Origin of the sequence: Petroclostridium xylanilyticum (genome assembly GCF_002252565.1) — a bacterium.
Classification (GTDB): Bacteria; Bacillota; Clostridia; order SK-Y3; family SK-Y3; genus Petroclostridium; species Petroclostridium xylanilyticum.
Map to the genome: position 1 here is coordinate 373058 of NZ_NPML01000019.1, position 21347 is coordinate 394404.

The following is a 21347-nucleotide window of genomic DNA, read 5'->3' on the forward strand; positions in this document are numbered from 1 at the left end:
CGTCTATAATACCTATATTATACTAATACACGGAAAGCAATTGCAAGAAAAAAGTGGGCACCAAGTTACCTCAGGCCCACTTCAAATTGCACTTCAAATTACACTTCAAATTACACTTCAAATTACACTTCAAATCCATTATTTTTAATGACCTCTTTATACCAATGTCCGCTCTTTTTAATAATTCTCTTCTGAGTTTTATAATCCACATAAGTTATTCCAAATCTCTTGGCATATCCTTCAGCCCATTCAAAGTTATCCATAAATGACCATACATAATAACCGGTGAGGTTTACACCATCCTGGATGGCTCTATATGCCTGGATAAAGTGTTTGTATAAGAAATCTAGCCTATTGTCATCCTCTACTTTCCCTTCACGGTTTACTATATCGTTAAATGCTGCTCCATTTTCTGTAACCATGATTTTTATACCGTTGTAATCTTTATGTAAACGCACCAGCAAATCATACAATCCTTCCGGGTAAATTTCCCACCCCATTGCAGTCCTATCTTTACCGGTAAATACATGTTTTAACTCCAGCGGCCATGCATCCGGGTCTGCTTTAATATATCCGGGTGCATAATAATTGATCCCTAAAAAGTCAACAGGTGTACTGATAATATCTAAATCTTCCTGGGTAATCACCGGGACTACCACCTTTTTAGAATACCAGTTAATCATATCCGCAGGATACCGGCCTTTAAAAACAGGATCAAGGAACCATCTGTTTTGGAATCCATCTCTTCTTATTGCAGCGGCAGCGTCCTCTTCATTGTGAGATGATGGGTCCGGATACACTGGGACTAAGTTTAGTGTAATTCCTATCTCTCCCTCAAACCCCATTTCTCTGTATGCCCTCACTGCTTTACCATGAGATAAGAGCAAGTGATGGGAAACCTGTAAAGCAGTAGAAAAATCAGTAATTCCCGGTGCATGTCTTCCTTCCCAGTTTCCTATAAAGGAAACCACCCACGGTTCATTATGTGTAATCCAAATTGGTACTAAATCGCCCAGCTCCTTAAAAACATATCTGGCATACTGTTCATAATAGTCCACAACTTCCCGGTTAGCCCACCCACCGATATCCTGCAATTTTTGAGGCAGGTCCCAATGGTACAGGGTTACGGCAGGTTTTATATCATTTTCTACTAATAATTTTATCAGATTCTTATAAAACTCCATCCCTTTTTCATTTGGCTGTCCTTTCCCCTCCGGGAAAATTCTCGGCCATGAAATGGAAAGCCTATAGGTTTTTACGCCTAATTCCTTTAAGAGTTTTACATCTTCCGGATATAAATGATAGTGGTCACAAGCTACATCTCCCGTATCTCCATTTGCTACTTTTTTAGGGATATGGCTGAAGCGGTCCCATATAGATTCACCTTTTCCATCTTCCTTCCAGGCCCCTTCAATTTGATAGGAAGCTGTTGCAACTCCCCATAGGAAGTCTTTTGGGAATGTAATTTTTGACATTGTTATCTTCTCCTCCTTGATACTACTATTAATATCTTATTTTATTATAAACGGTACATAACTATTTTACTATTCAAAATATTATTTATTCTTTCAAAATCTTATGATAGAATAGTGGAGAGTCAACAGTGGGGAGTGGGAAGTAAAAATGAATACAAAAATCAGGAGAGTCAAAATAACTGCAGAAGAGTTTTCACCCAAAGTGCTGAAAAGTTCTCTTTTTACCCAGGGTATGACTTATCCCGTAGGTTATAAGCTAAACAAACGGTATATCTATGATTATGAAATAGAATTCTTTTTGGAAAGTTCCGGTGCTATGTTTATTGATGATAAGTTGTATCCGATTCATAAGGGCGATATTGTTTTTAGAAAACCAGGGCAAACAACGCAGGGAATTATGCCTTACTGCTGCTACCTGATCTGTTTTGACCTTTTGGGAAATACCCATAAAGACCCTGAAACTTATGACTTTGATAGAGAGCAGGAGTTTCAAAATTACTATCTCAATCCGGTACTTGATTGCATACCGCCTTTATTTCATCCTGCTTCCGGTGAAAAATACCACCATCTGTTTGACGCTGTGTTAAAAAAATTCATTAACCCCGGAGAGGGATCCCCGCTGCTGCTTAAAGCACATGTACTACAAATTCTATACCATCTGCATGAAGATATTCGAAATCCTTTGATGAATACCGGCATGCCTTTGTCACCCCATTATATGACTCTAAAAAAAGTAGTAGAATATGCCCAAAAAAACATACAAGATAAAATTAACCTCCAAAAACTGGCAGAGCTAGCTGGCTTAAGCCCTAACCATTTTCATAAGATTTTCAGTGAAACAATGGGTATTACGCCAAATAACTTTATTACGAAATTAAGGTTGGACAAAGCTAAAGAACTTCTGGTAAAAACAAATCAGCCAATCTCTGAGGTTGCACTTGAATGCGGTTTTGAGAATATACCCTATTTCAGTTTCCTCTTTAAAAAGCACTTAAATATTTCACCAGGAGAATTCAGGAGAAAGCATAGTTCAATATAAAAAAGTAGGTGGTTTCTTATAGTGCCTTTCTATACTCTCTGGGAGGAAATCCTTTTACTTTCTTGAACATTTTTGAAAACAGCAAAGGGTCGTCATATCCTACTGAACGAGATATATTAGCTATGGAAAGATTTTTATTCTTCATCAATTCACATGCTTTATTAATCCTAAAATTAATCAAAAACTCCTGTGGAGAAATACCAAGATGCTCTTTAAAAATAGAACAGAGGTAGCTCCTGTCCAGTGCAATATAGTGGGCAATCTCATGAACCCTTATCTTTCTTGAATAATTCATTTCAACGAATTCTATTGCCTTCTTAATATACAATTCCTGTCTATCCCCCTCTGCATCTAAGAATCGATCTTTGGCAGCTATTTCTATCAACTGGGATAAAAAGAGATAAAGCAGCCCCAATAACCGAAGTTCTCTGCTTTTAATGAATCGTTTTGTGGCAATCATTTGCATAAAACAGTCTTTTATAAAATCGTCTTTATCATATTTAAATATCGGGTTATCAGCCGTAAGATTAGCGTGCTTTAGATAGGCCTCCGCTTTAAGACCATGAAAGCCCACCCATGCATAATGCCAGGGGTCTTCCCTATCTGCCTGGTAATATGTAATAATATCGGGGCAAATCAGAAAGCCATATCCCTCTGTTAAATGGTAGGTAGTATCCCCTACCTGAAAAAACCCTTTTCCTTTGAGAATATAATGAATTAAATAATGGTCCCTGATGGCCGGACCATAATGATGTCCCGGCGCACAATCTTCCATACCACATTGATACATATTTAAATCCGTGTGATTCAATCTATTAATCAAGATATTTTCAAGCATACAACACCTCATATTAATTAACCTCATTCTACTATCCAACATTATACCATATTTATTTAACATATTTCCATTTACTTTATACAGGAATGGATTAAAATAAAGGTATAAATGATTGCAAAGGAGAGATTATAATGCCTAAAATTACTTTTATGGGTGCCGGAAGCACAATCTTTGCCAAGAATGTATTAGGAGACTGCATGCTGACACCTGCATTAAAAGATTCCCACATCGCCCTGTATGATATTGACCTTCAGAGACTGAAAGACTCTGAAAATATGCTTAACAACATTAATAAAAATAACGGCGGACATGCAAAAATTGCCGCCTACACCGATAGAAAGAAGGCCCTGGAAGGTGCGGATTACGTAGTAAATGCCATCCAGGTGGGCGGATATGAACCCTGCACCGTAACTGATTTTGAGATTCCTAAAAAGTATGGCTTGCGTCAGACTATTGCAGATACATTAGGGATTGGCGGCATTTTTAGAGCTCTTAGAACCATTCCGGTTATGCTTGATTTTGCAAGGGACATGGAAGAAGTTTGCCCCGACGCATGGTTTTTGAACTATACCAACCCTATGGCCATCCTGACAGGCGCCATGCTAAGAGCTACCGGTATAAAAACCGTTGGATTATGTCACAGTGTACAGGTATGTGCCCCACATCTCCTGGAAGGACTGGGAATGAGTACAGAAAATATTCAGTATAAAATTGCAGGAATTAACCACATGGCATGGCTGCTGGAAATTACACGGAATGGAAAAGATCTCTATCCGGAAATTAAGGAAAGGGCATTAAAGAGAGAAACCCCCCATAACGATATGGTACGTTATGAAATCATGAAGCAGTTCGGCTACTACGTCACTGAGTCCAGTGAACATAATGCTGAATACATGCCTTATTTCATTAAGAGTAAATACCCTGAACTGATTGAACGGTTTAATATTCCGCTGGATGAATATCCACGCCGCTGCATAAAACAAATCAAAGATTGGGAAACCATGAGAGAAAAACTGGTTAATAATAAGGACATAGAACATAAACGTTCCCATGAATATGCTTCATATATCATGGAAGCAATGGAAACCGATATACCTTATAAAATAGGCGGAAATGTATTAAATACCGGCCTGATTACCAACCTGCCCAAGGAGGCATGTGTCGAAGTTCCGTGTTTGGTAGACAGGAGCGGCGTAACTCCTTGCTATGTAGGTGCATTGCCACCACAGTTAGCTGCCCTCAACATGACCAATATCAATGTGCAATTGTTGACCATTGAAGCGGCTTTAACCTTAAAGAAAGAATATATTTACTATGCAGCGATGCTTGACCCGCATACATCTTCCGAATTATCGATTGATGATATTAAAGCGCTGTGTGATGATTTAATCGAAGCACATGGGGATTGGCTACCGCGATTTAAGTAAGGTAGGTATTACCCAAATCCATTTTATATAAATTTTGTAAATTTAATTGATTTCTGCAAAAGCATCTAGCTATTTATAGTATATGGCCGTGAAAATATTTCACGGCTATTTTATTAACTTTTTCTAAGCTGCATGAGTTCTTCATCAGTTAGTTCCCTGCATTGCCCCAACTCCAAGACTTGGTCCAATTCTAGGAAGCCCATTTTTATTCTTTTCAGATATTTTACTTTCTTTCCCACAGCTTCAAACATTCTTTTTACTTGATGGAATTTTCCCTCTACAATGGTAAGTTCTATTTGTGACTGTTTATCCGATTTTAGTATAACTAATTGCGCCGGAAGGGTTTTATATCCGTCATCAAGGATTACCCCCTGCGCAAATGCCATACCGTCTTCTTCTGTAACTTTCCCTTCTATTTCAGCATAATAGGTTTTAGGAACATGTTTCCTGGGGGACAGCAAATCATGAGCTAGTTGTCCGTCATTGGTTAGAAGAAGCAGTCCCTCCGTATCCCTGTCCAACCTTCCTACAGGGAAAATATTGAAGTACCTATATTCATCCGGTACGATATCAACTACCGTTTTAAACTTGTTATCCCAGGTAGCCGATACAACTCCGGCAGGCTTATTCATCATCAAATATATGAATTGCTTATACTCTAATTTTTTCCCATTAACAATAACCTCATTTTTATCAGGGTTGATATGCATCCCGCTATCCTTTACAACTTTGCCGTCTACCACAACCTGTCCTGCTTTCACCATCTGCTTTATTTCTTTTCTTGTCCCAAACCCGCTGTTTGCCAGTACCTTGTCCAACCTTTGTGTGTCTGCCATAATATCCTCCCTACTATCCCATCTTCCTCCATGCCTTAGGATATCCGTTTTTCAACATTCCATCGCCCTGCTTGCCCCATCCTAATGGGTAGCCATCCACGCATACTGCAGTCCAACCCTTTTTCCCTTCTATCATCAGCGTTTCCCCTTTAAGATATTTAAATACCTCTTGAGATTGCATATCCAAATTAAGAATATTCTTAAAATGCTGCATAGGCAGTGCCATTGCCAGAGCTTGTGAGGGTTCAAACCTATCTTTCTCTACACTTCCCAGTTGCAAACCTGTCCTTACAACGTTTAATCCTCTCATATCAGGCAAATCCTCAGGTATCAGATAGATGTTGCTGCCATATACCTGGACAATGCCTTCTGGAGGAATATATGCAAGATTTTCCTGTACAAAATCCTCCCATAGTTTTTTAACTTTCTTATCCACTGCTTGTACCATATATTTGGTAGGAACAGGTTTTAACAGTTCTTTTTTCTGTAAGAGAGCAACAAAATGTCCTTCCCCTTTTGCCTTATGCGGCCAAAAACGCACACATTTGCTAAGATCATCCCTTGCATTTATCCAATGCGGCTGTCCCCGATCCATCCCTTCCATCTTCTCTATATCCAGCACTTCATAATTCGGGTACTTATCTAAAAACCACTCTATACTTCCTTCATTTTCCTCTGGTGAAAAAGTACATGTGGAATAACACAGTACACCTCCATCTCTAAGCATCCTGTCAGCATATCTTAATATATCTCTCTGCATGATGCAACAGGTTTGTATGTCAAATTTTTCCCAGCTTTTTGCGGCATGTTCATCTTTCCTCATCATACCCTCTCCGGAACAGGGAGCATCTACCAATATTTTATCAAAATAACCGACAAACTTGTCCGCAAGGTGCTGTGGTGTTTCATTTGTGACTACTGCATTTCGTATACCATATAGTTCAATATTTTTTACCAGCGCTTTTACCCTGCTGGTATTGATATCATTGGTTACCAGCACGCCCTGTCCATTTAATCCTGCTGCAATTTGAACTGTTTTCCCTCCCGGAGCAGCACACAGGTCAAGTATCTTTTCCCCGGGCTTTGCTTCAATGATTGCCCCCGGCGCCATCGCACTGGGTTCCTGTATATAATAAAGTCCGGCATGATAATAGGGATGCTTTCCGGGAGCATCACCTTCCTTATAATAAAAACCATCCTTTGTCCAGGGCACCGGTTCCAGTTCAAAAGGCGAGATTTTTGCAAAATCTTCTACGCTGATTTTTAAGGTATTCACTCTTAATCCATAATACCGTTCTTCATCATAGGATTTTAAAAAATCTTCATATTCGTCTTGCAATAATTCTTTCATTCTATTTAAAAATTTCTGCGGTAATTTCATGCAATTCACTCTTCTCCTTAATTAGCAGGAACATATCCATAATCCTCCATTACCTGACCTATCGCGTCCACTGCTGCCAGTTTTTCATATTTATCCCTGCACAAATCCATCGCATCAGAAATATATTCTATCACTTCTTGAACACTGTCAAAAGCCGGAGGAATCATATACAGAATTCTGCTCATTTTTGCCCTTCGAATGTCGTTTGGCATTTGCCTGATATGCTCGTCAATAAAATCAACCAACTGCTGTGCTATTGACTGTTATATTATCCACTCGTTCATGGTTATTATAATCAGTTATATGCTTATCGTTTTTATGACCTCTCTCCCATCTTTTGTCAACCTTAATCCGAATCTTTACTAAATGTATTATACCACAAGAAAAAAATTTAAACACCAACTTCATCCGGCTGGTGTTTAAATATGTTTTTATTCTTAATTATTTACCTTATAAAGCAGGGAGTGCATAAACCCATGAATAGAGGTGGTCATAATATCTCCGGCAACTACTCTGTCTTTATAAACCAATATATTGGCTCTGACTTCATCATTCTTATTCGTTGGATGGTTTAGAACCTTATATGTATATCTTTTTACTCTTTTTCCTTTATACTTTTCTAGATCCAATCCTATCTCTTTCTGAATTTCATTATAATTTGAATATACCTGGTCAAATTCTTTCGGAATCTGCAACTCCATAATTTCAATAGGTTTCTCTTCTATTTCCCATCCAAATTGTTTTAGAAAATTAATACGGTCTTCATTGGTTTTGATATTCGAAAAATTATATGTAATTTCTTTTTGCAGGGTGTTTAGTATACCTGCTTCTCTCGTTTTTACAAGGATTGAAACTGCTAGTACAATAAGCAATACAATTATAAGTATAACAATTGCTAATTTCTTACGGTTTAATTTGAAGGAAACTATAAACATAGTATACACTTCCTTAAAAATATTCTTACTACATCATATTTTTGAAGGAAGTAAAATATGCTTATAATTAACCAACTTTAAAACTAAATATTGTGATTTTAAAGTTGGTTAATTTCATCGATAACTATATTAATTTATTTTTAAATTTAATATTGGTTATCGATATTATTCTTCATTATTATTCTTTGCTTCTTCTATCACCTTTTGGGCAACATTAGGAGGCGCCTCTTCATATCTTTCAAATTTTGAAGTAAAGCTTCCCCTGCCCTGGGTCATCGACCTTAAATCAGTAGCATATTTAAACATCTCCGCTATTGGTACCTCAGCAACAACCTGTTGCATTCCCCCCGCTTGAGGGTTCATACCTAATATTCTTCCTCTTCTCTTATTAAGATCTCCTATTACATCACCCATGTAGTCATCCGGCACAATAACCTCCACGTGTGCAATAGGCTCTAGGAGCACAGGACTTGCCTGCTCCAATCCCTTTTTATATGCCAGCGAGGCAGCCACCTTAAATGCCATTTCTGAAGAGTCAACCGGGTGGTATGAACCATCTACCAATGTTGCCTTCAGGTTAACTACCGGATAACCTGCCAGCACGCCATGCAACATACTTTCTCTTAACCCTTTTTCAACAGCAGGAAAATAGTTTTTCGGTACAGCCCCACCAAATATTTTTTCTTCAAAAATGAGATCTTCTGTTTCCCCTGGTTCAAATTCAATCCAAACATGACCATATTGACCATGCCCACCGGATTGTTTTTTATGCTTCCCTTCAACCTTAACCTTCTTTCGGATAGTTTCTCTATAAGGAACCTTAGGAATGCTCAGGTCTACTGATACTCCAAATTTAGATTTCAGTTTGCTTACTACAATGTCCAGATGCTGCTCCCCCAAACCGGAAATAAGCATCTGGTGCGTTTCGGTATTAAGTTCAATCTTGAGTGTCGGATCTTCTTCAGTAAGTCTGTGGAGTCCTGCGCTTATCTTTTCTTCATCTCCTTTTGCCTTGGGTGCAATGGCAAGCGAAATAACCGACTCAGGGAAGTCAATTCCTTCTAATACTATAGGATTGAAAGGATCGCATAAGGTATCTCCTGTATTGGTATTTACCAGCTTTGTGACAGCTCCTATGTCACCAGCTGTGATCTTGTCTACTTCTATTTGTTTTTTACCTCTTAACACATATAAATGTCCTATTCTTTCGTTTGTATCGGTATTGGGGTTATATACGGTTGAATCAGCCGTCAATGTACCGGAGAAAACCCTGAAGAGCGACAATTTACCTACATATGGGTCTGCAATGGTCTTAAATACCAATGCCGATAAAGGCTCTTTCCCATCCGGTTTTCTTTCTGCCGTATCATCCGAGCCAGGTTTTGTTCCTATAATATTACCCATTTCATCAGGAGCCGGGAAGTATTCAACAATTGCGTCCATTAATACCTGCACTCCTGTGTTTGTCAATGCCGAACCGCATAAGACAGGTACAATGCTGCCTTCTTCTACTCCTACCCTTAAAGCATGATGAATTTCTTCTACTGTAAATTCTTCTCCGACAAAATACTTTTCCATTAATTCTTCGCTGGATTCTGCAACCGATTCCAGGATCATTTGCCTTACAGGTTCAACCCTATCTTCCATTCCGGCAGGGATAGGAATATCTACAACCTTTTGTCCATCAAATTTTCTTGCCTGCATATCTACTACATTTACAAAGCCGACAAAATGCTCTCCTTCTTTGATTGGGACCTGGAAAGGAGCAATGGCTTTGCCAAACTTTTCTCTTAACTGGTCCAACACTGCATAAAAATTTGCATTGTCTTCGTCCATCTTATTTACAAATACAATTCTGGGGATTTTTCTATCACTTGCATACTTCCACGCTTTTTCAGTTCCTACTGCAACTCCGGATTTTCCACTTACTACAATTACTGCTGCATCTGCTACTCTAACACCTTCCATTACCTCTCCAACAAAGTCAAAATAACCTGGTGTATCAATGATATTTAATTTATTACCTTTCCATTCACAGGGTGCCATTGCAGTGCTGATAGAAATTTTTCTCTTAATTTCTTCCGGGTCATAATCAGTGGTGGTTGTACCGTCAGCCACTTTGCCGAATCTATCCAATACTCCTGTATTATATAATATGGCTTCCGCCAATGATGTTTTACCTGCTCCGCCGTGAGACATCAGGCACACATTTCTAATTTTTGATATTGGATACTGCTTCATATACTTTCCCCCTTAGACTGTAATTTTTAGGTTAAGAGAATATTAAATCCATATTAATATTATTCGCTATCTTTTCCAATTTTCCTTTTTTTATTTTGATTTTTCAAGAAATATTTTTAATCTTTTATATATATTTTATATAAAACCTTGAAATTTTACCTTGTTAATTTCGTAACTAATATACTATTTTACTGTAATATTTTTCATATAATTGTATGTATATACATGGAAACATCCCAGAGTTTGAAAACCCACTTCACTAAGATTTCTCCGAAAATTAAAAGACAGGTTCCTAATTTTTTATTTAGATATATTCCTTTTTTTAATATAATCCTGTATAATAATATGAAAATAGTGGGGAGTGGAGAGTGGGGAGTAAAACCGAAACCACAGAAACAGTCCGGTTTAGCAGGAAGAAGGGGTGCGACTTGGGGACGGTTCGTCTGTCGAATGCGCTTTTCATGCGACTGAGGAACCGTCCCCATGTCGAAGCCCTGAGCAATTAAGCATATTTTCATCATTATTTGTGCCGAGTTTGCCCGGCGTGGCAGTTAATATGAAAATAGTGAGGAGTTTTTTGAATTGAGAGTTGATTCTATGAAAATACAGATTAGAAATGTACTGAATGACATTGCACCCTATATTCCCGGTAAGCCTATAGAAGATGTCAAAAGAGAATTAGGACTTGAAAGGGTAATAAAACTGGCATCTAATGAAAATCCTTTAGGCTGTTCATCTAAAGCTAAAGAAGCGATGGTTGATGCTATCAATAAATCTGCCCTTTATCCCGACGGTAATTGTACTGACCTTCGCAATGCATTGGCAGAGAAAATGGGTTTAAAGCCCACTCAGTTTTTCTTTGGTGCAGGTTCTGACGGGATTATAGAAATGATTCCCAAGGCATTTATTGAGCCTGGTGATGAATCCATTATGGCTTTTCCCAGCTTTCCTCTTTATGAAACAAGCATCAAGCTGGCAGGCGGGATATGTGTGCAGGTTCCATTAGATAAAAATTATTGTTTTGATTTAGATGCTATGGCAGAGAAAATTAATAAACGAACAAAAGTTATATGGCTTTGCAATCCCAATAATCCTACCGGAACAATGTATACTAGAGAACAGCAGGACGCTTTCCTTCAAAAAGTTCCGGAAAATATCGTAGTTGTGCTGGATGAAGCCTATTATGAATATGTTACCCGTGAAGATTATCCTGAATCGTTAGCGCTGCTTGATAAATATCCTAATATTATCATTTTAAGAACTTTCTCTAAAATTTACGGCCTTGCTTCTGCCAGAATAGGATATGCCATCTCTAATGAAACAATGATTGGCTATTTAGAACGGGTTCGTAGTCCTTTTAATGTATGTACCTACGCCCAGGTGGCAGCAACTGCAAGTCTGGACGATGAAGAATTTAAAATGTTAAGCTATTCGACTAATAAAGAAAACAAGGAATTCCTTTATAATGAGTTTAATAAGATAGGTTTAAGATATTTACCCTCTGAAACCAATTTTATTATGGTAGATACAGCAAAAGACAGCAAAGAAGTATTTCAGGCACTTCTTCGTAAAGGCATCATTGTAAGACCTGGATATGTCTTTGGAATGAATACGTGGCTGCGGGTGACAATAGGAACAAAAGAGGAATGTGAAGAATTTGTAGAGGCGCTGAAAGAAGTAATATGAAAGTAGCGTATTTTCATTATTTTTTGTGCCGGGTATGCCCGGCGTGGCAGTTAATATAAAAGAAGTAGTATGGAAGTATGGTAGAATGCAATACTAAAAAAAGCAGGAATGTAGAAAGGAAGGAATGGTATCATGATTATTGTTATGAAGCCAAATTCAAAAGAAGAACAAGTCAAAGAAGTATGCAACGTATTGGAATCCTTAGGCCTAGGGGTACATATTTCTCAAGGTAAGCAAGTAACAATTATAGGCGTTATTGGAGATAAGACAGTACTTAATGACGTACCCCTTGAGCTCATGCCCGGGGTAGATAAGTTAGTCCCCATTATGGAATCCTATAAACTGGCAAGCAAAACCTTTAAGCCGGAATCATCCATAGTAGATGTAGATGGCGTTAAAATCGGTGGTAAAGAAATAGTAATTATGGCTGGCCCCTGTGCTGTAGAGAGCAAAGAACAGCTGTTTGAAGCTGCTGACGCAATTAGAAAAGCTGGTGCTCAATTTTTAAGGGGTGGAGCATACAAACCCAGAACATCACCTTATTCTTTCCAGGGCCTGGAAGAAGAAGGTTTAAAATATATGGCTGAAGCAAAAGAAAGAACCGGTATGAAAATCGTAACTGAAGTAATCAGCCAAAAATCTGTTGAAATTGCAGACAAATACGTGGATATGTTCCAGATAGGTGCAAGAAATATGCAAAACTTTTATTTGTTAAGAGAGGTTGGTAAGACCAAAAAGCCGGTACTTCTCAAAAGAGGCCTCTCTGCAACCATTGAAGAATGGTTGAATGCAGCCGAGTATATTATGAGTGAAGGAAACTACAATGTAGTTCTCTGCGAAAGAGGTATCCGTACTTTTGAAACTGCCACCAGAAATACGCTGGATATCAGTGCTGTCCCTGTGATTAAAAGCAAGACGCATTTGCCTGTAATCGTTGATCCCAGCCATGCCACAGGTAAGTGGGAGTACGTGCTGCCATTAAGCCGTGCAGCTATTGCTGCAGGAGCCGATGGGCTCATGATAGAAGTTCATCCCAATCCGCGCTGCGCACTATCTGACGGTCCACAATCCCTTACACCGGAAAAATTCTCTGAACTGTGCGACAGTATAAGTAAAATTGCCTCCCTGCTTGATCGTGAGTATAAGATGCATTTAATTTAATTGATGAATATTATTTCATAATATTCATCAATTAAACAATATACAACAATAAATATATTAACAATTTATATAAAAAACACTAAATATATTACGGCAAGTCGCATCATGTATGGAATGTTGCAGCCGGAAAATCACCATGGATGGTGATTTTAGGCTCATCCCGGCACGGATGCCGGTATAAGCCGACGGCAAAACATGGAATATATGATGCGACTTGCCCCAACGTAACATATTAAGTGTATTATATATAGAATAGAGAGTTTTTTGATTTGTTTATTTGGAGGTAATTATGAACGTTAAATGTGTAGCAATCATCGGACTGGGTCTAATAGGTGGTTCTATCGCCAAAGCCTTGAAGGAGAGGTCCGGTATAAAGAACATAATAGGGATAGATTTCAACCAGGATACATTAACACAAGCATTGAACGAAGGGATAATATCCTTAGGCTCTAAAGATATTGTCCCTGAAATATATAATTCAGATATTGTTTTTATATGTACTCCTGTTAGCAAAACATTGGAATGGATAAAAAAAGTAATTCCTGCAGTCCGCCCGGATTGTATTATCACTGATGTAGGAAGTACAAAATCCCAGCTGGTTAGCGAAATCGAACAAATACCCGGGGAATTTCATTTTGTAGGGGGCCATCCTATGGCGGGTTCTGAAAGATCAGGCTTTTCAGCCAGTAAAAGCCACCTGTTTGAAAATGCCTACTATATCCTCACCCCCTGCTCAAAATCAACCCAGGAGGATATAGAAATATTAATCAATGTAGTTAAAAATCTTGGGAGTATTCCCGTTGAACTTTCTCCGCAATTACATGATAAAGTAACCGGAGCTATCAGCCATGTTCCCCATATTATCTCTGCTGCCCTGGTAAATATCGTAAAGAATTCCGATACTGATGGACAATATATGCAAAAGCTTGCAGCCGGAGGTTTTAAGGATATTACCCGTATTTCCTCCTCTAATCCGGAAATGTGGCATAATATATGCTTTAGCAATAAAGATGCTATTATACAAATACTGGACAACTATATTGTTATGCTCTCTAAATTTAAACTTTTCTTGGAGTCCAGAAATGATAATGAAGTATATAACTTTTTTAGCAGTGCAAAGGAATTTCGCGATTCTTTAGCGTCAAGAGTTACCAGTCTTATTCCCGGAACCTATGAGTTAATCATTGATGTGGTTGACAAGCCCGGAATTATTGGAGAAGTTGCAACCATCCTTGGTAAAAACAATATTAATATCAAAAACATCAACGTTAATAATAACAGAGAATTTGAAGGCGGCGTGCTTATTATCAGTCTTCCTGATATCCAAAGCCTGCAAAAAGCTGATGAAATACTAACCGGTCACGGTTACCGGGTTGTCCATAGAAAGTGAGGTGTATTGTATGATAATCAGTCCGGCAAAGTCCTTAAAAGGTGAAATAACTGTTCCCGGGGATAAATCCATTTCCCATAGGGCAGTAATGTTTGGTTCCATCGCCAACGGAATAACAGAAATTGATGGTTTCTTAATGGGTGAAGACTGTCTGAGCACTATTGACTGTTTTAGAAAATTAGGAATACACATTGAAATCTTACCGGGTAACAAAGTAAAAGTGCATGGAAAAGGTATGTATGGACTACAACCGCCTTCCGATATTTTGTACACCGGTAATTCAGGAACAACCACCCGGCTGCTGCTTGGACTACTTGCAGGGCAAAACTTTGAGTGCACGATTGACGGGGATGAGTCTATCAGGAGACGCCCAATGGGAAGAGTAATTAAGCCCCTAAAGCTGATGGGTGCAGACATCTCCGGACAAAAGGACGACAACCTCTGCCCTCTTGCTGTAAAAGGCCAACCGTTGCACGGAATCAGGTATGAACTGCCTATTGCCAGTGCCCAGCTAAAATCCGCCTTGCTTTTGGCAAGCTTATATGCTGAAGGAAATACTTTTTTGATAGAACCTGAAAAGTCCCGGGATCATTCAGAATTGATGCTGAACTATTTTGGTGCAAATATTATTACACATGAGCTTGGCATACATAGCACACCTGTTTCAGAACTATACCCGCAGCATATTACTGTCCCGGGTGATATTTCTTCTGCTGCTTATTTTATAGTTGCAGGATTGATTGTACCCAATTCCGAAATAACAATTAAAAATGTAGGGATCAACCCAACCAGGACAGGTATTATTGATGTGCTTATCTCAATGGGCGGAAAAATTGATATCTCAAATACGAAAACATTAAATAATGAACCGGTCGCCGATATTACCGTAAAATCATCTTCCTTAGCCGGTACTACTGTTGAGGGAGCAATTATTCCAAGATTAATTGATGAAATACCTGTTATTGCCGTAGCCGCTGCTGCAGCAAAGGGTACTACTGTTATCAAGGACGCGCAGGAACTGAAAGTAAAAGAGTCCAATAGAATCAAAACCGTAGTGACCGAATTATCCAAAGCTGGTGTGGACATACAGGAAACGGCGGATGGTATGATTATAAATGGAGGTAATCCTATTACAGGTGCTCAGTTTGAATCCTACAACGACCACCGCATCGCAATGTCCATGGCTGTAGCCGCATTAATAGCAGAATCTGAATCTACTGTTAACGGTGCAGAAGCTGTCAATATATCTTTCCCCGGATACTTTGAGATATTAAAAAGCTTACGGGTGTAATCCGTAAGCTTTTATCGTTTTATCAGAGTCAATTTTTTATCAGAGTCAATTTTGCATAGGCACTATTTATAGCTGTATCAGCATGTACGCGATATATTGCTCCGCATCCTATAATGGCAACCCTTAGTTTCCTCACAGCATCCACCTTCTCGTATATTTCACGCTGCGCTAATCTTTATCCTACTAACTACTATGACCTGCCTCAACAGGTCACAAATGATGATGAAAATAGCTTGGGCAGCGGTTGCATGGGTTTTACTCCTTACTCCCCACTATTTTCATGCTAATCCTCATTCTCCATTCTCAATTGCCAATTGCAGCATTGCCGCCTAGTACGTTCCATCCACATTTAAGGTTTTGTTTTCTATAGCCTTTTTCTTAAAGGTAGAGCTCTTAATCTTTTCCTGAAGCTTTTCATAAAAAAGGTCTTCATCTATAGGGAGTTCTACCCAGGCATCGGTCCATGCAGAAAGATGCATTGCATTAGAGATAGTTAAACCTTTGATGCCTTCAACTCCTGGTGCAAGAAGTTTGGTACCCTTCAGAATGGCTTCCACCCAGTTTGTCATAATACCAACATGGGCTGTTTCTTTACCAGTGATGGGGATTTCGCACTTCCAACATTCAGGTTCACCAAAACCTCCCGTATATTCTCTGTTAAATTGTCTTTCTCCTATTCTTGTACGCCAAAAAGTAAGTTTTCCATCTTCAACAACAATCTTGCCTCTATCTCCGGCAATTTCAAAACGGTTGGTTCCCGGTGTCTCCCCGGTAGATGTAATAAAGACCCCGGTTGCTCCATTTTCATATTCTACATAAGCCGTCACATCATCTTCCACTTCTATATCGTGGTACTTGCCAAAAGCACAGAATGCACGTACTCGCTTTGGCATTCCACAAATCCACTGCCAGAGGTCAAGCTGATGCGGGTCCTGGTTTAGCAATACACCGCCGCCTTCTCCTGCCCAGGTGGCGCGCCACCCACCGGAGTTGTAATAGCTTTGCGAGCGGTACCATGTGGTGATAATCCAATTTGTTCGTTTAATCTCTCCAAGCTCACCAGATTCTATCAAATCCTTTAATTTCTGATATAAAGGATTTGTTCGCTGATTGTACATGATTCCAAAAACCTTACCGCTCTTTTCAGCTGCTTCGTTCATCTCCCGGACCTGCTTTGTATAAACCCCTGCCGGTTTTTCAATTAATACGTGCAGCCCATATTCAAAAGCTTTTATAGCAAGGGGTGGATGGTCATAATGAGGTGTAGCAACTAATACAGCATCTACACTATTAGAATTAAAAAATGTATGGGCATTATCAAATAACTGGATATCCTCTCCCAAGTTTTCTCTTGCCCATTTCAATCTTTCAGGGTTGCTATCGCATACCGCAACCAGCTCTCCTCCTGGAACTTCCCCTTTTACCAGGTTTTTGGCATGAGCACTACCCATATTTCCTATACCTATAATACCTATACGTACTTTATCCATATGCTGACCTCCTTCATTAGTTCATTTTTCAATCCCAGCAAGTATCTTTTTCAATGCTTGCGCAGCAATTGCAAATTGTTTTGGACCACCTTCAGGAAGACTTTGAATTTTAGGATCCAGTTCCAATGCTGCCAGACCAGCAAATGCTCCGAGGTGAGGTTCCAAGGATAGGAAACCTTCAAATCCTCTATTATGAAGTGCAGTTAAAATTTCTTTTACTTTTCCGTCTCCTTCCCCAGCCGGTACCACGTGATGATCACTATACACAGCATCCTTAATATGCACGTAAACCACAAAATCCTTTAGCAATTCATAAGCCTTAGGATATGTCTCTTCATCACATTGTATAAAATTGGCAGGATCAAAAGTAGCTTTTAAATAATTGCAGTTCATAGTTTGTAATAAATCCAGACATCTTTCTGCAGTGTCTCCATAGATATCCTTTTCATTTTCATGCAAAAGTACCAATCCGGTACCTTCTGCTGCTTTTATAAACTGATTCCATCTATTCATCACTTCATCTCTATACTTTGCAGGATCTTCTCCTTTTGGCATAAAAAAACTGAACATTCGGATATATTTTGCTTCCATAACTGTTGCAATCTCCAATGTATGTTTAAAAAGCTCAAGATGAGGTGCAAAATCATCAGTAATCTTAATCTTTCCTATAGGCGACCCGATGGCAGAAAGCTTAAATCCCCTGGCATCCAGCTGTTTTTTAATTTCTCTTACTTCATCTAATGAGTATTCTACAAGGTTCTTCCCATTAACTCCTCTCATCTCAATATAACCAATACCATGCTGCTCCAATACGTCCATCTGGGTTTTTAAATCCATGTCAATCTCATCTGCAAAGGCAGATAAAATAAATTTGCTCATTATAAGTTCCCCCTTACGGTATTTATGTAATTTTATTATAGCTTAATATTTATACATATTCTTTGGTTTTATTGCTTTAAATATTGCAAATATTGCGCACATACTCTATTGACTTGCATGTCGCTTCCCGCTTTGGTTCACAATGGGTTTCTATTACTATATTTCCCTTATATCCATCAGTGTTTAAATCTTTAAGCTGATTTTTCCAGTCGATCTCTCCATAACCTACCGGTACAAAGATATTTCCACCATCAGTCTTTTTTACATCCTTTACGTGAACATTGTCGATATATTTTCTAAGTAACTGATATCCTGCACAATAACTTTCTTCGCCTGCATTAAATAAATTTCCTACATCCCAATTCAACTTTAGCCCTGAACCTTCCAGATCTTTTAACATTCTATAAACATTCTCACTGGTATCCGCCCACCATCCCGGTTCATTTTCCAGATTAACGTTGAACCCTTTGCTCACTGCCTTCAAACTGCTCTCCCCCAAAACGTCAAGGACTCTTTCATAGTCAGCAGGTTGATCTGCATCCGAACGTTTTACTCCAAAAATAATAATTCTTTTCACCTCGAGTTCTTCTGCTAAAAAGAGAGTTTTTTCCAGTAAGCTGCCTCTATGTTCTTTCATCTCATCAGTGTCTAATGGTACCTTAAATAAACCGGGAGAAACTGCTGTAAATTCTATATTATAATCTTTCTTTATTCTTTTAATGCACTCAATCTGTTCATTAGAAAACAGCGGAAACCGGCTGCCCCACCCACTTCTTAATTCATACCGGAATACTCCCAACCGTATGCCAAATTTTACTGCTGATTCTAAATCCTGGTCAATTTCATCAGTTACAACTGTCAGTTTCAAAGTACTCATTCCTCCTTCACAAAAATAGATTGAAGCAATTATATCCCTTCATCGGGAATGGCTTTGTTGTTGAAGCCCATGCCGCAGAAACTTCTGAAAACAGTTTGCCAGTAGAACATGCTTTTTGAAAGATTTCTTCAATATCTTTAATATACGTTGCAACCGTATCATTTTCTTGTGAAATGATTAAGTGTTCTTCCGGTATTTTTATCGTTCTACCGCATGACTCAAAGGCTCCATTGGAAGCCAGTATAAAGCTGCGGCATGATTCTATGGAACTAAATAATTGTTTATTGTTGTCTCCAAGAACATCTATCAGATTATCATAAATATTTTTAAATAGATTTTCTTGCCCAAACAAATAATTTTCTTTATTCCCTTCTTCATCGGTAATTTGTAACAAATTATTAAAATTCCAATAGGCTTTTCCTTTACTACCCTGCACTGATATATACGGAATATCATCAAACTTATTACATAAAGTGGCAAAAAATCTTATCTCAACTCCATTTATTGTATAAATTCTCACGCACGAAGTATCTTCGCCTGCAATGTTATGTGCCTTATATAATTCTGCTTGTACCCAATGGGGTGCAGCATTTGTTGTATTACCATAACCTGCAATGATAAGGCAATTGTTCAAAAGGTGTGCAAATGGATTATTGATAGTTCCATCCAATATATATTTACCGTTCACTACTAATTTACCCGCCCATGCTGTCCTACTATAATAGGCTTGTGTCCTTTTCCACATCCCGACACCGGTGATACTCTGTATTTCTCCGAGAATGCCTTGTTTTACCTTTTCTAATAACATTTGAAAGGCTTTCCCGGAAGTATTTTGAAAATTTACTGCACATAGTTTTCCACTTAGGCGCTGCACCTGTATAATAGCATCTATATCCTGGATGGTAACTGCAGGGGGTTTCTCGAGAAGTACGTTAAATCCTTTTTCCATTACTGCAATACTCATATCCTTATGCAGGTGGATAGGAGTAGCAATGGTTATAAAATCAATATCAGGGTGGCTTTGCAGCATATCATTATAATCACTGTAATGTCTGGCTCCTGCCGAAATTAGTTTATCATAAGTTGCTTTACTTAAATGAATATAAGGTTCTGCAAAGGCTGTTAGTTCCAGATATCCTTCTGCTGCTAAATCCATAATAGTATCCGCATGAACCCGCCCAAATCCACCAATACCAATTAACCCAACCTTGTACTTTCTCATTTCTATCCTTCTTTCATAGATAATTTAACCTGTTGTTCTAGTTAAATTAATATGGAAAGAATATAATGAAAAGGCTTAGAGCTTGTTAATGCAGCGAAGGAGAAGTCGCATCACCTGTTTGAGCTAAGCGTACTTGATGCGACCCGGAGCAAATTTACAAGCTCTTAGCCTTGGAACTCCTTGATTCTTGGAATATAATTTAACTAGCACAATGCGTTAATGTATAAAGAATTATAGTTATTATAATAAATTAAAATTAAGAGTCCGAAATACTTTAGTATCCCGAACTCCCAATATTACCAATTAGCATTCATTTAAATTATCACAAACTATCCTTTTAAACCACTCGTACTAATACCTTCAACAAGATATTTCTGGAACATGATAAATATTATAAATACGGGTACAAGTGATGCAACAGACATCGCAAACATGGCTCCCCAGTTGGTAACAGCAGCCGGATCGGCAAACATTTTTAAAGCCAGCGATACCGGATATAACTTTGTTTTCTGCAAATACAACAAAGGTCCGAAAAAGTCTTCCCATTTCCAATAGAAAGAGAATATTGCTGACGTAATAAGTGCCGGTACAATTAAAGGCAATATAATTCTAAAAAATATTGCATACTTTCCACAGCCATCTATCTTCGCCGACTCGTCCAATTCGTTTGGAATTCCCCTTATAAATTGCATGATTAAGAAGATAAAAAACGGGACTCCAAAAAAGGACGGAACAATTAAAGGTTTAAAGGAATTTAGCCAACCCAGTTTATTAAATAAAATATATTGTGGAACAATCAATACCTGCTGCGGCAGCATTAGTGTTGTTATCATACAAACAAACCAAAATTTCCTTCCAAAAAACTTAACCCTTGAAAACCCATAGGCAACCAGCGCAGAAGACGTAACCTGCCCTATTGTGGAAAGTATAACAATAAATAATGAATTTTTGAAAAAAGTTGCAAACGTTACTCCTCCAAATCCCTTCCATCCTTGAACATAATTCTCAAAGTTTAGGCGCTTAGGTATAAGGGAATAGGAATTTTTAAATATTTCCGAATGTTCTTTCAGTGAACTTGCTATCAACCATAGAACAGGGTAAACCATTAAAAAAGCTGCCAGCGATACAAAAAAATAGTATAAAAATGTATTAGTAGCTTTTTTTGATATTTTCATTTTA

Annotated in this window: 18 protein-coding genes; 6 read left to right on the plus strand and 12 right to left on the minus strand. The window is 38.4% G+C overall.

The genetic code is table 11. The features are described from left to right. Nucleotides 1–122: 122 nt before the first annotated feature. A complete protein-coding gene (locus CIB29_RS13945; protein ID WP_094550661.1) occupies nt 123–1475 on the minus strand; it encodes a GH1 family beta-glucosidase in 1353 nt (450 codons plus the stop codon). Between the two features lie 148 nt (nt 1476–1623). Between CIB29_RS13945 and CIB29_RS13950 the strand changes: the two genes are divergently transcribed. Then, nucleotides 1624–2514: a helix-turn-helix transcriptional regulator gene (locus CIB29_RS13950; RefSeq protein ID WP_094550662.1), complete on the plus strand. Its 891-nt coding sequence runs from the start codon at nt 1624–1626 to the stop codon at nt 2512–2514. A 16-nt stretch (nt 2515–2530) separates the two neighbouring features. Here the strand turns inward: CIB29_RS13950 and CIB29_RS13955 are convergent, their stop codons facing one another. Continuing rightward, nucleotides 2531–3352, minus strand: coding sequence for an AraC family transcriptional regulator (locus CIB29_RS13955; RefSeq protein WP_094550664.1), 822 nt, complete (start codon nt 3350–3352; stop codon nt 2531–2533). Nucleotides 3353–3483: 131 nt separating this feature from the next. On the opposite strand from CIB29_RS13955, the gene melA reads away from it, so the two are divergent. After that, nucleotides 3484–4779 (plus strand): alpha-glucosidase/alpha-galactosidase, encoded by a 1296-nt coding sequence (melA, locus tag CIB29_RS13960; protein ID WP_094550666.1) that lies wholly within the window; start codon nt 3484–3486, stop codon nt 4777–4779. A 113-nt stretch (nt 4780–4892) separates the two neighbouring features. On the opposite strand, the gene CIB29_RS13965 is transcribed toward melA, so the two are convergent. From CIB29_RS13965 to fusA, 5 genes are all read right to left on the minus strand, one after another. Next, nucleotides 4893–5615: a 16S rRNA pseudouridine(516) synthase gene (locus CIB29_RS13965; RefSeq protein ID WP_094550668.1), complete on the minus strand. Its 723-nt coding sequence runs from the start codon at nt 5613–5615 to the stop codon at nt 4893–4895. A 13-nt stretch (nt 5616–5628) separates the two neighbouring features. Then, the gene (locus tag CIB29_RS13970) at nt 5629–6996 is read right to left on the minus strand and encodes an RsmF rRNA methyltransferase first C-terminal domain-containing protein (RefSeq protein ID WP_094550670.1); all 1368 of its coding nucleotides are present in this window, start codon (nt 6994–6996) and stop codon (nt 5629–5631) included. 17 nt (nt 6997–7013) lie between these two features. Then, entirely contained in the window at nt 7014–7241 is a 228-nt protein-coding gene (locus CIB29_RS13975; RefSeq protein WP_094550672.1) for a hypothetical protein, read from the minus strand. 192 nt (nt 7242–7433) lie between these two features. Continuing rightward, nucleotides 7434–7931 carry a DUF4830 domain-containing protein gene (locus CIB29_RS13980; RefSeq protein ID WP_094550674.1) on the minus strand — a complete coding sequence of 166 codons (498 nt, stop codon included), beginning with the start codon at nt 7929–7931 and terminating at the stop codon, nt 7434–7436. A 165-nt stretch (nt 7932–8096) separates the two neighbouring features. Continuing rightward, nucleotides 8097–10172: an elongation factor G gene (gene fusA / locus CIB29_RS13985; RefSeq protein WP_094550676.1), complete on the minus strand. Its 2076-nt coding sequence runs from the start codon at nt 10170–10172 to the stop codon at nt 8097–8099. 582 nt (nt 10173–10754) lie between these two features. Here fusA and hisC point away from each other — a divergent pair. From hisC to aroA, 4 genes are all read left to right on the plus strand, one after another. Beyond that, a complete protein-coding gene (gene hisC, locus CIB29_RS13990) occupies nt 10755–11858 on the plus strand; it encodes a histidinol-phosphate transaminase (protein WP_242965230.1) in 1104 nt (367 codons plus the stop codon). A gap of 132 nt (nt 11859–11990) precedes the next feature. Beyond that, nucleotides 11991–13019, plus strand: a complete 1029-nt coding sequence (aroF, locus tag CIB29_RS13995) for a 3-deoxy-7-phosphoheptulonate synthase (protein ID WP_094550678.1) — start codon at nt 11991–11993, stop codon at nt 13017–13019. A 289-nt stretch (nt 13020–13308) separates the two neighbouring features. Beyond that, on the plus strand, nt 13309–14409 hold the full coding sequence (locus CIB29_RS14000) for a prephenate dehydrogenase (protein WP_094550680.1): 1101 nt from the start codon (nt 13309–13311) through the stop codon (nt 14407–14409). Nucleotides 14410–14419: 10 nt separating this feature from the next. Next, the gene (aroA, locus tag CIB29_RS14005; protein ID WP_094550682.1) at nt 14420–15700 is read left to right on the plus strand and encodes a 3-phosphoshikimate 1-carboxyvinyltransferase; all 1281 of its coding nucleotides are present in this window, start codon (nt 14420–14422) and stop codon (nt 15698–15700) included. Between the two features lie 329 nt (nt 15701–16029). On the opposite strand, the gene CIB29_RS14010 is transcribed toward aroA, so the two are convergent. The 5 genes from CIB29_RS14010 to CIB29_RS14030 form a co-directional block, all read right to left on the minus strand. Next, on the minus strand, nt 16030–17190 hold the full coding sequence (locus tag CIB29_RS14010) for a Gfo/Idh/MocA family protein (RefSeq protein ID WP_094550684.1): 1161 nt from the start codon (nt 17188–17190) through the stop codon (nt 16030–16032). Nucleotides 17191–17211: 21 nt separating this feature from the next. Beyond that, nucleotides 17212–18069: a sugar phosphate isomerase/epimerase family protein gene (locus tag CIB29_RS14015; protein WP_094550685.1), complete on the minus strand. Its 858-nt coding sequence runs from the start codon at nt 18067–18069 to the stop codon at nt 17212–17214. Between the two features lie 76 nt (nt 18070–18145). After that, on the minus strand, nt 18146–18946 hold the full coding sequence (locus CIB29_RS14020; protein WP_094550687.1) for a sugar phosphate isomerase/epimerase family protein: 801 nt from the start codon (nt 18944–18946) through the stop codon (nt 18146–18148). A 7-nt stretch (nt 18947–18953) separates the two neighbouring features. Further along, on the minus strand, nt 18954–20168 hold the full coding sequence (locus CIB29_RS14025) for a Gfo/Idh/MocA family protein (RefSeq protein WP_094550689.1): 1215 nt from the start codon (nt 20166–20168) through the stop codon (nt 18954–18956). Nucleotides 20169–20497: 329 nt separating this feature from the next. Beyond that, nucleotides 20498–21343, minus strand: coding sequence for a carbohydrate ABC transporter permease (locus CIB29_RS14030; RefSeq protein ID WP_094550691.1), 846 nt, complete (start codon nt 21341–21343; stop codon nt 20498–20500). Nucleotides 21344–21347: the final 4 nt, after the last annotated feature.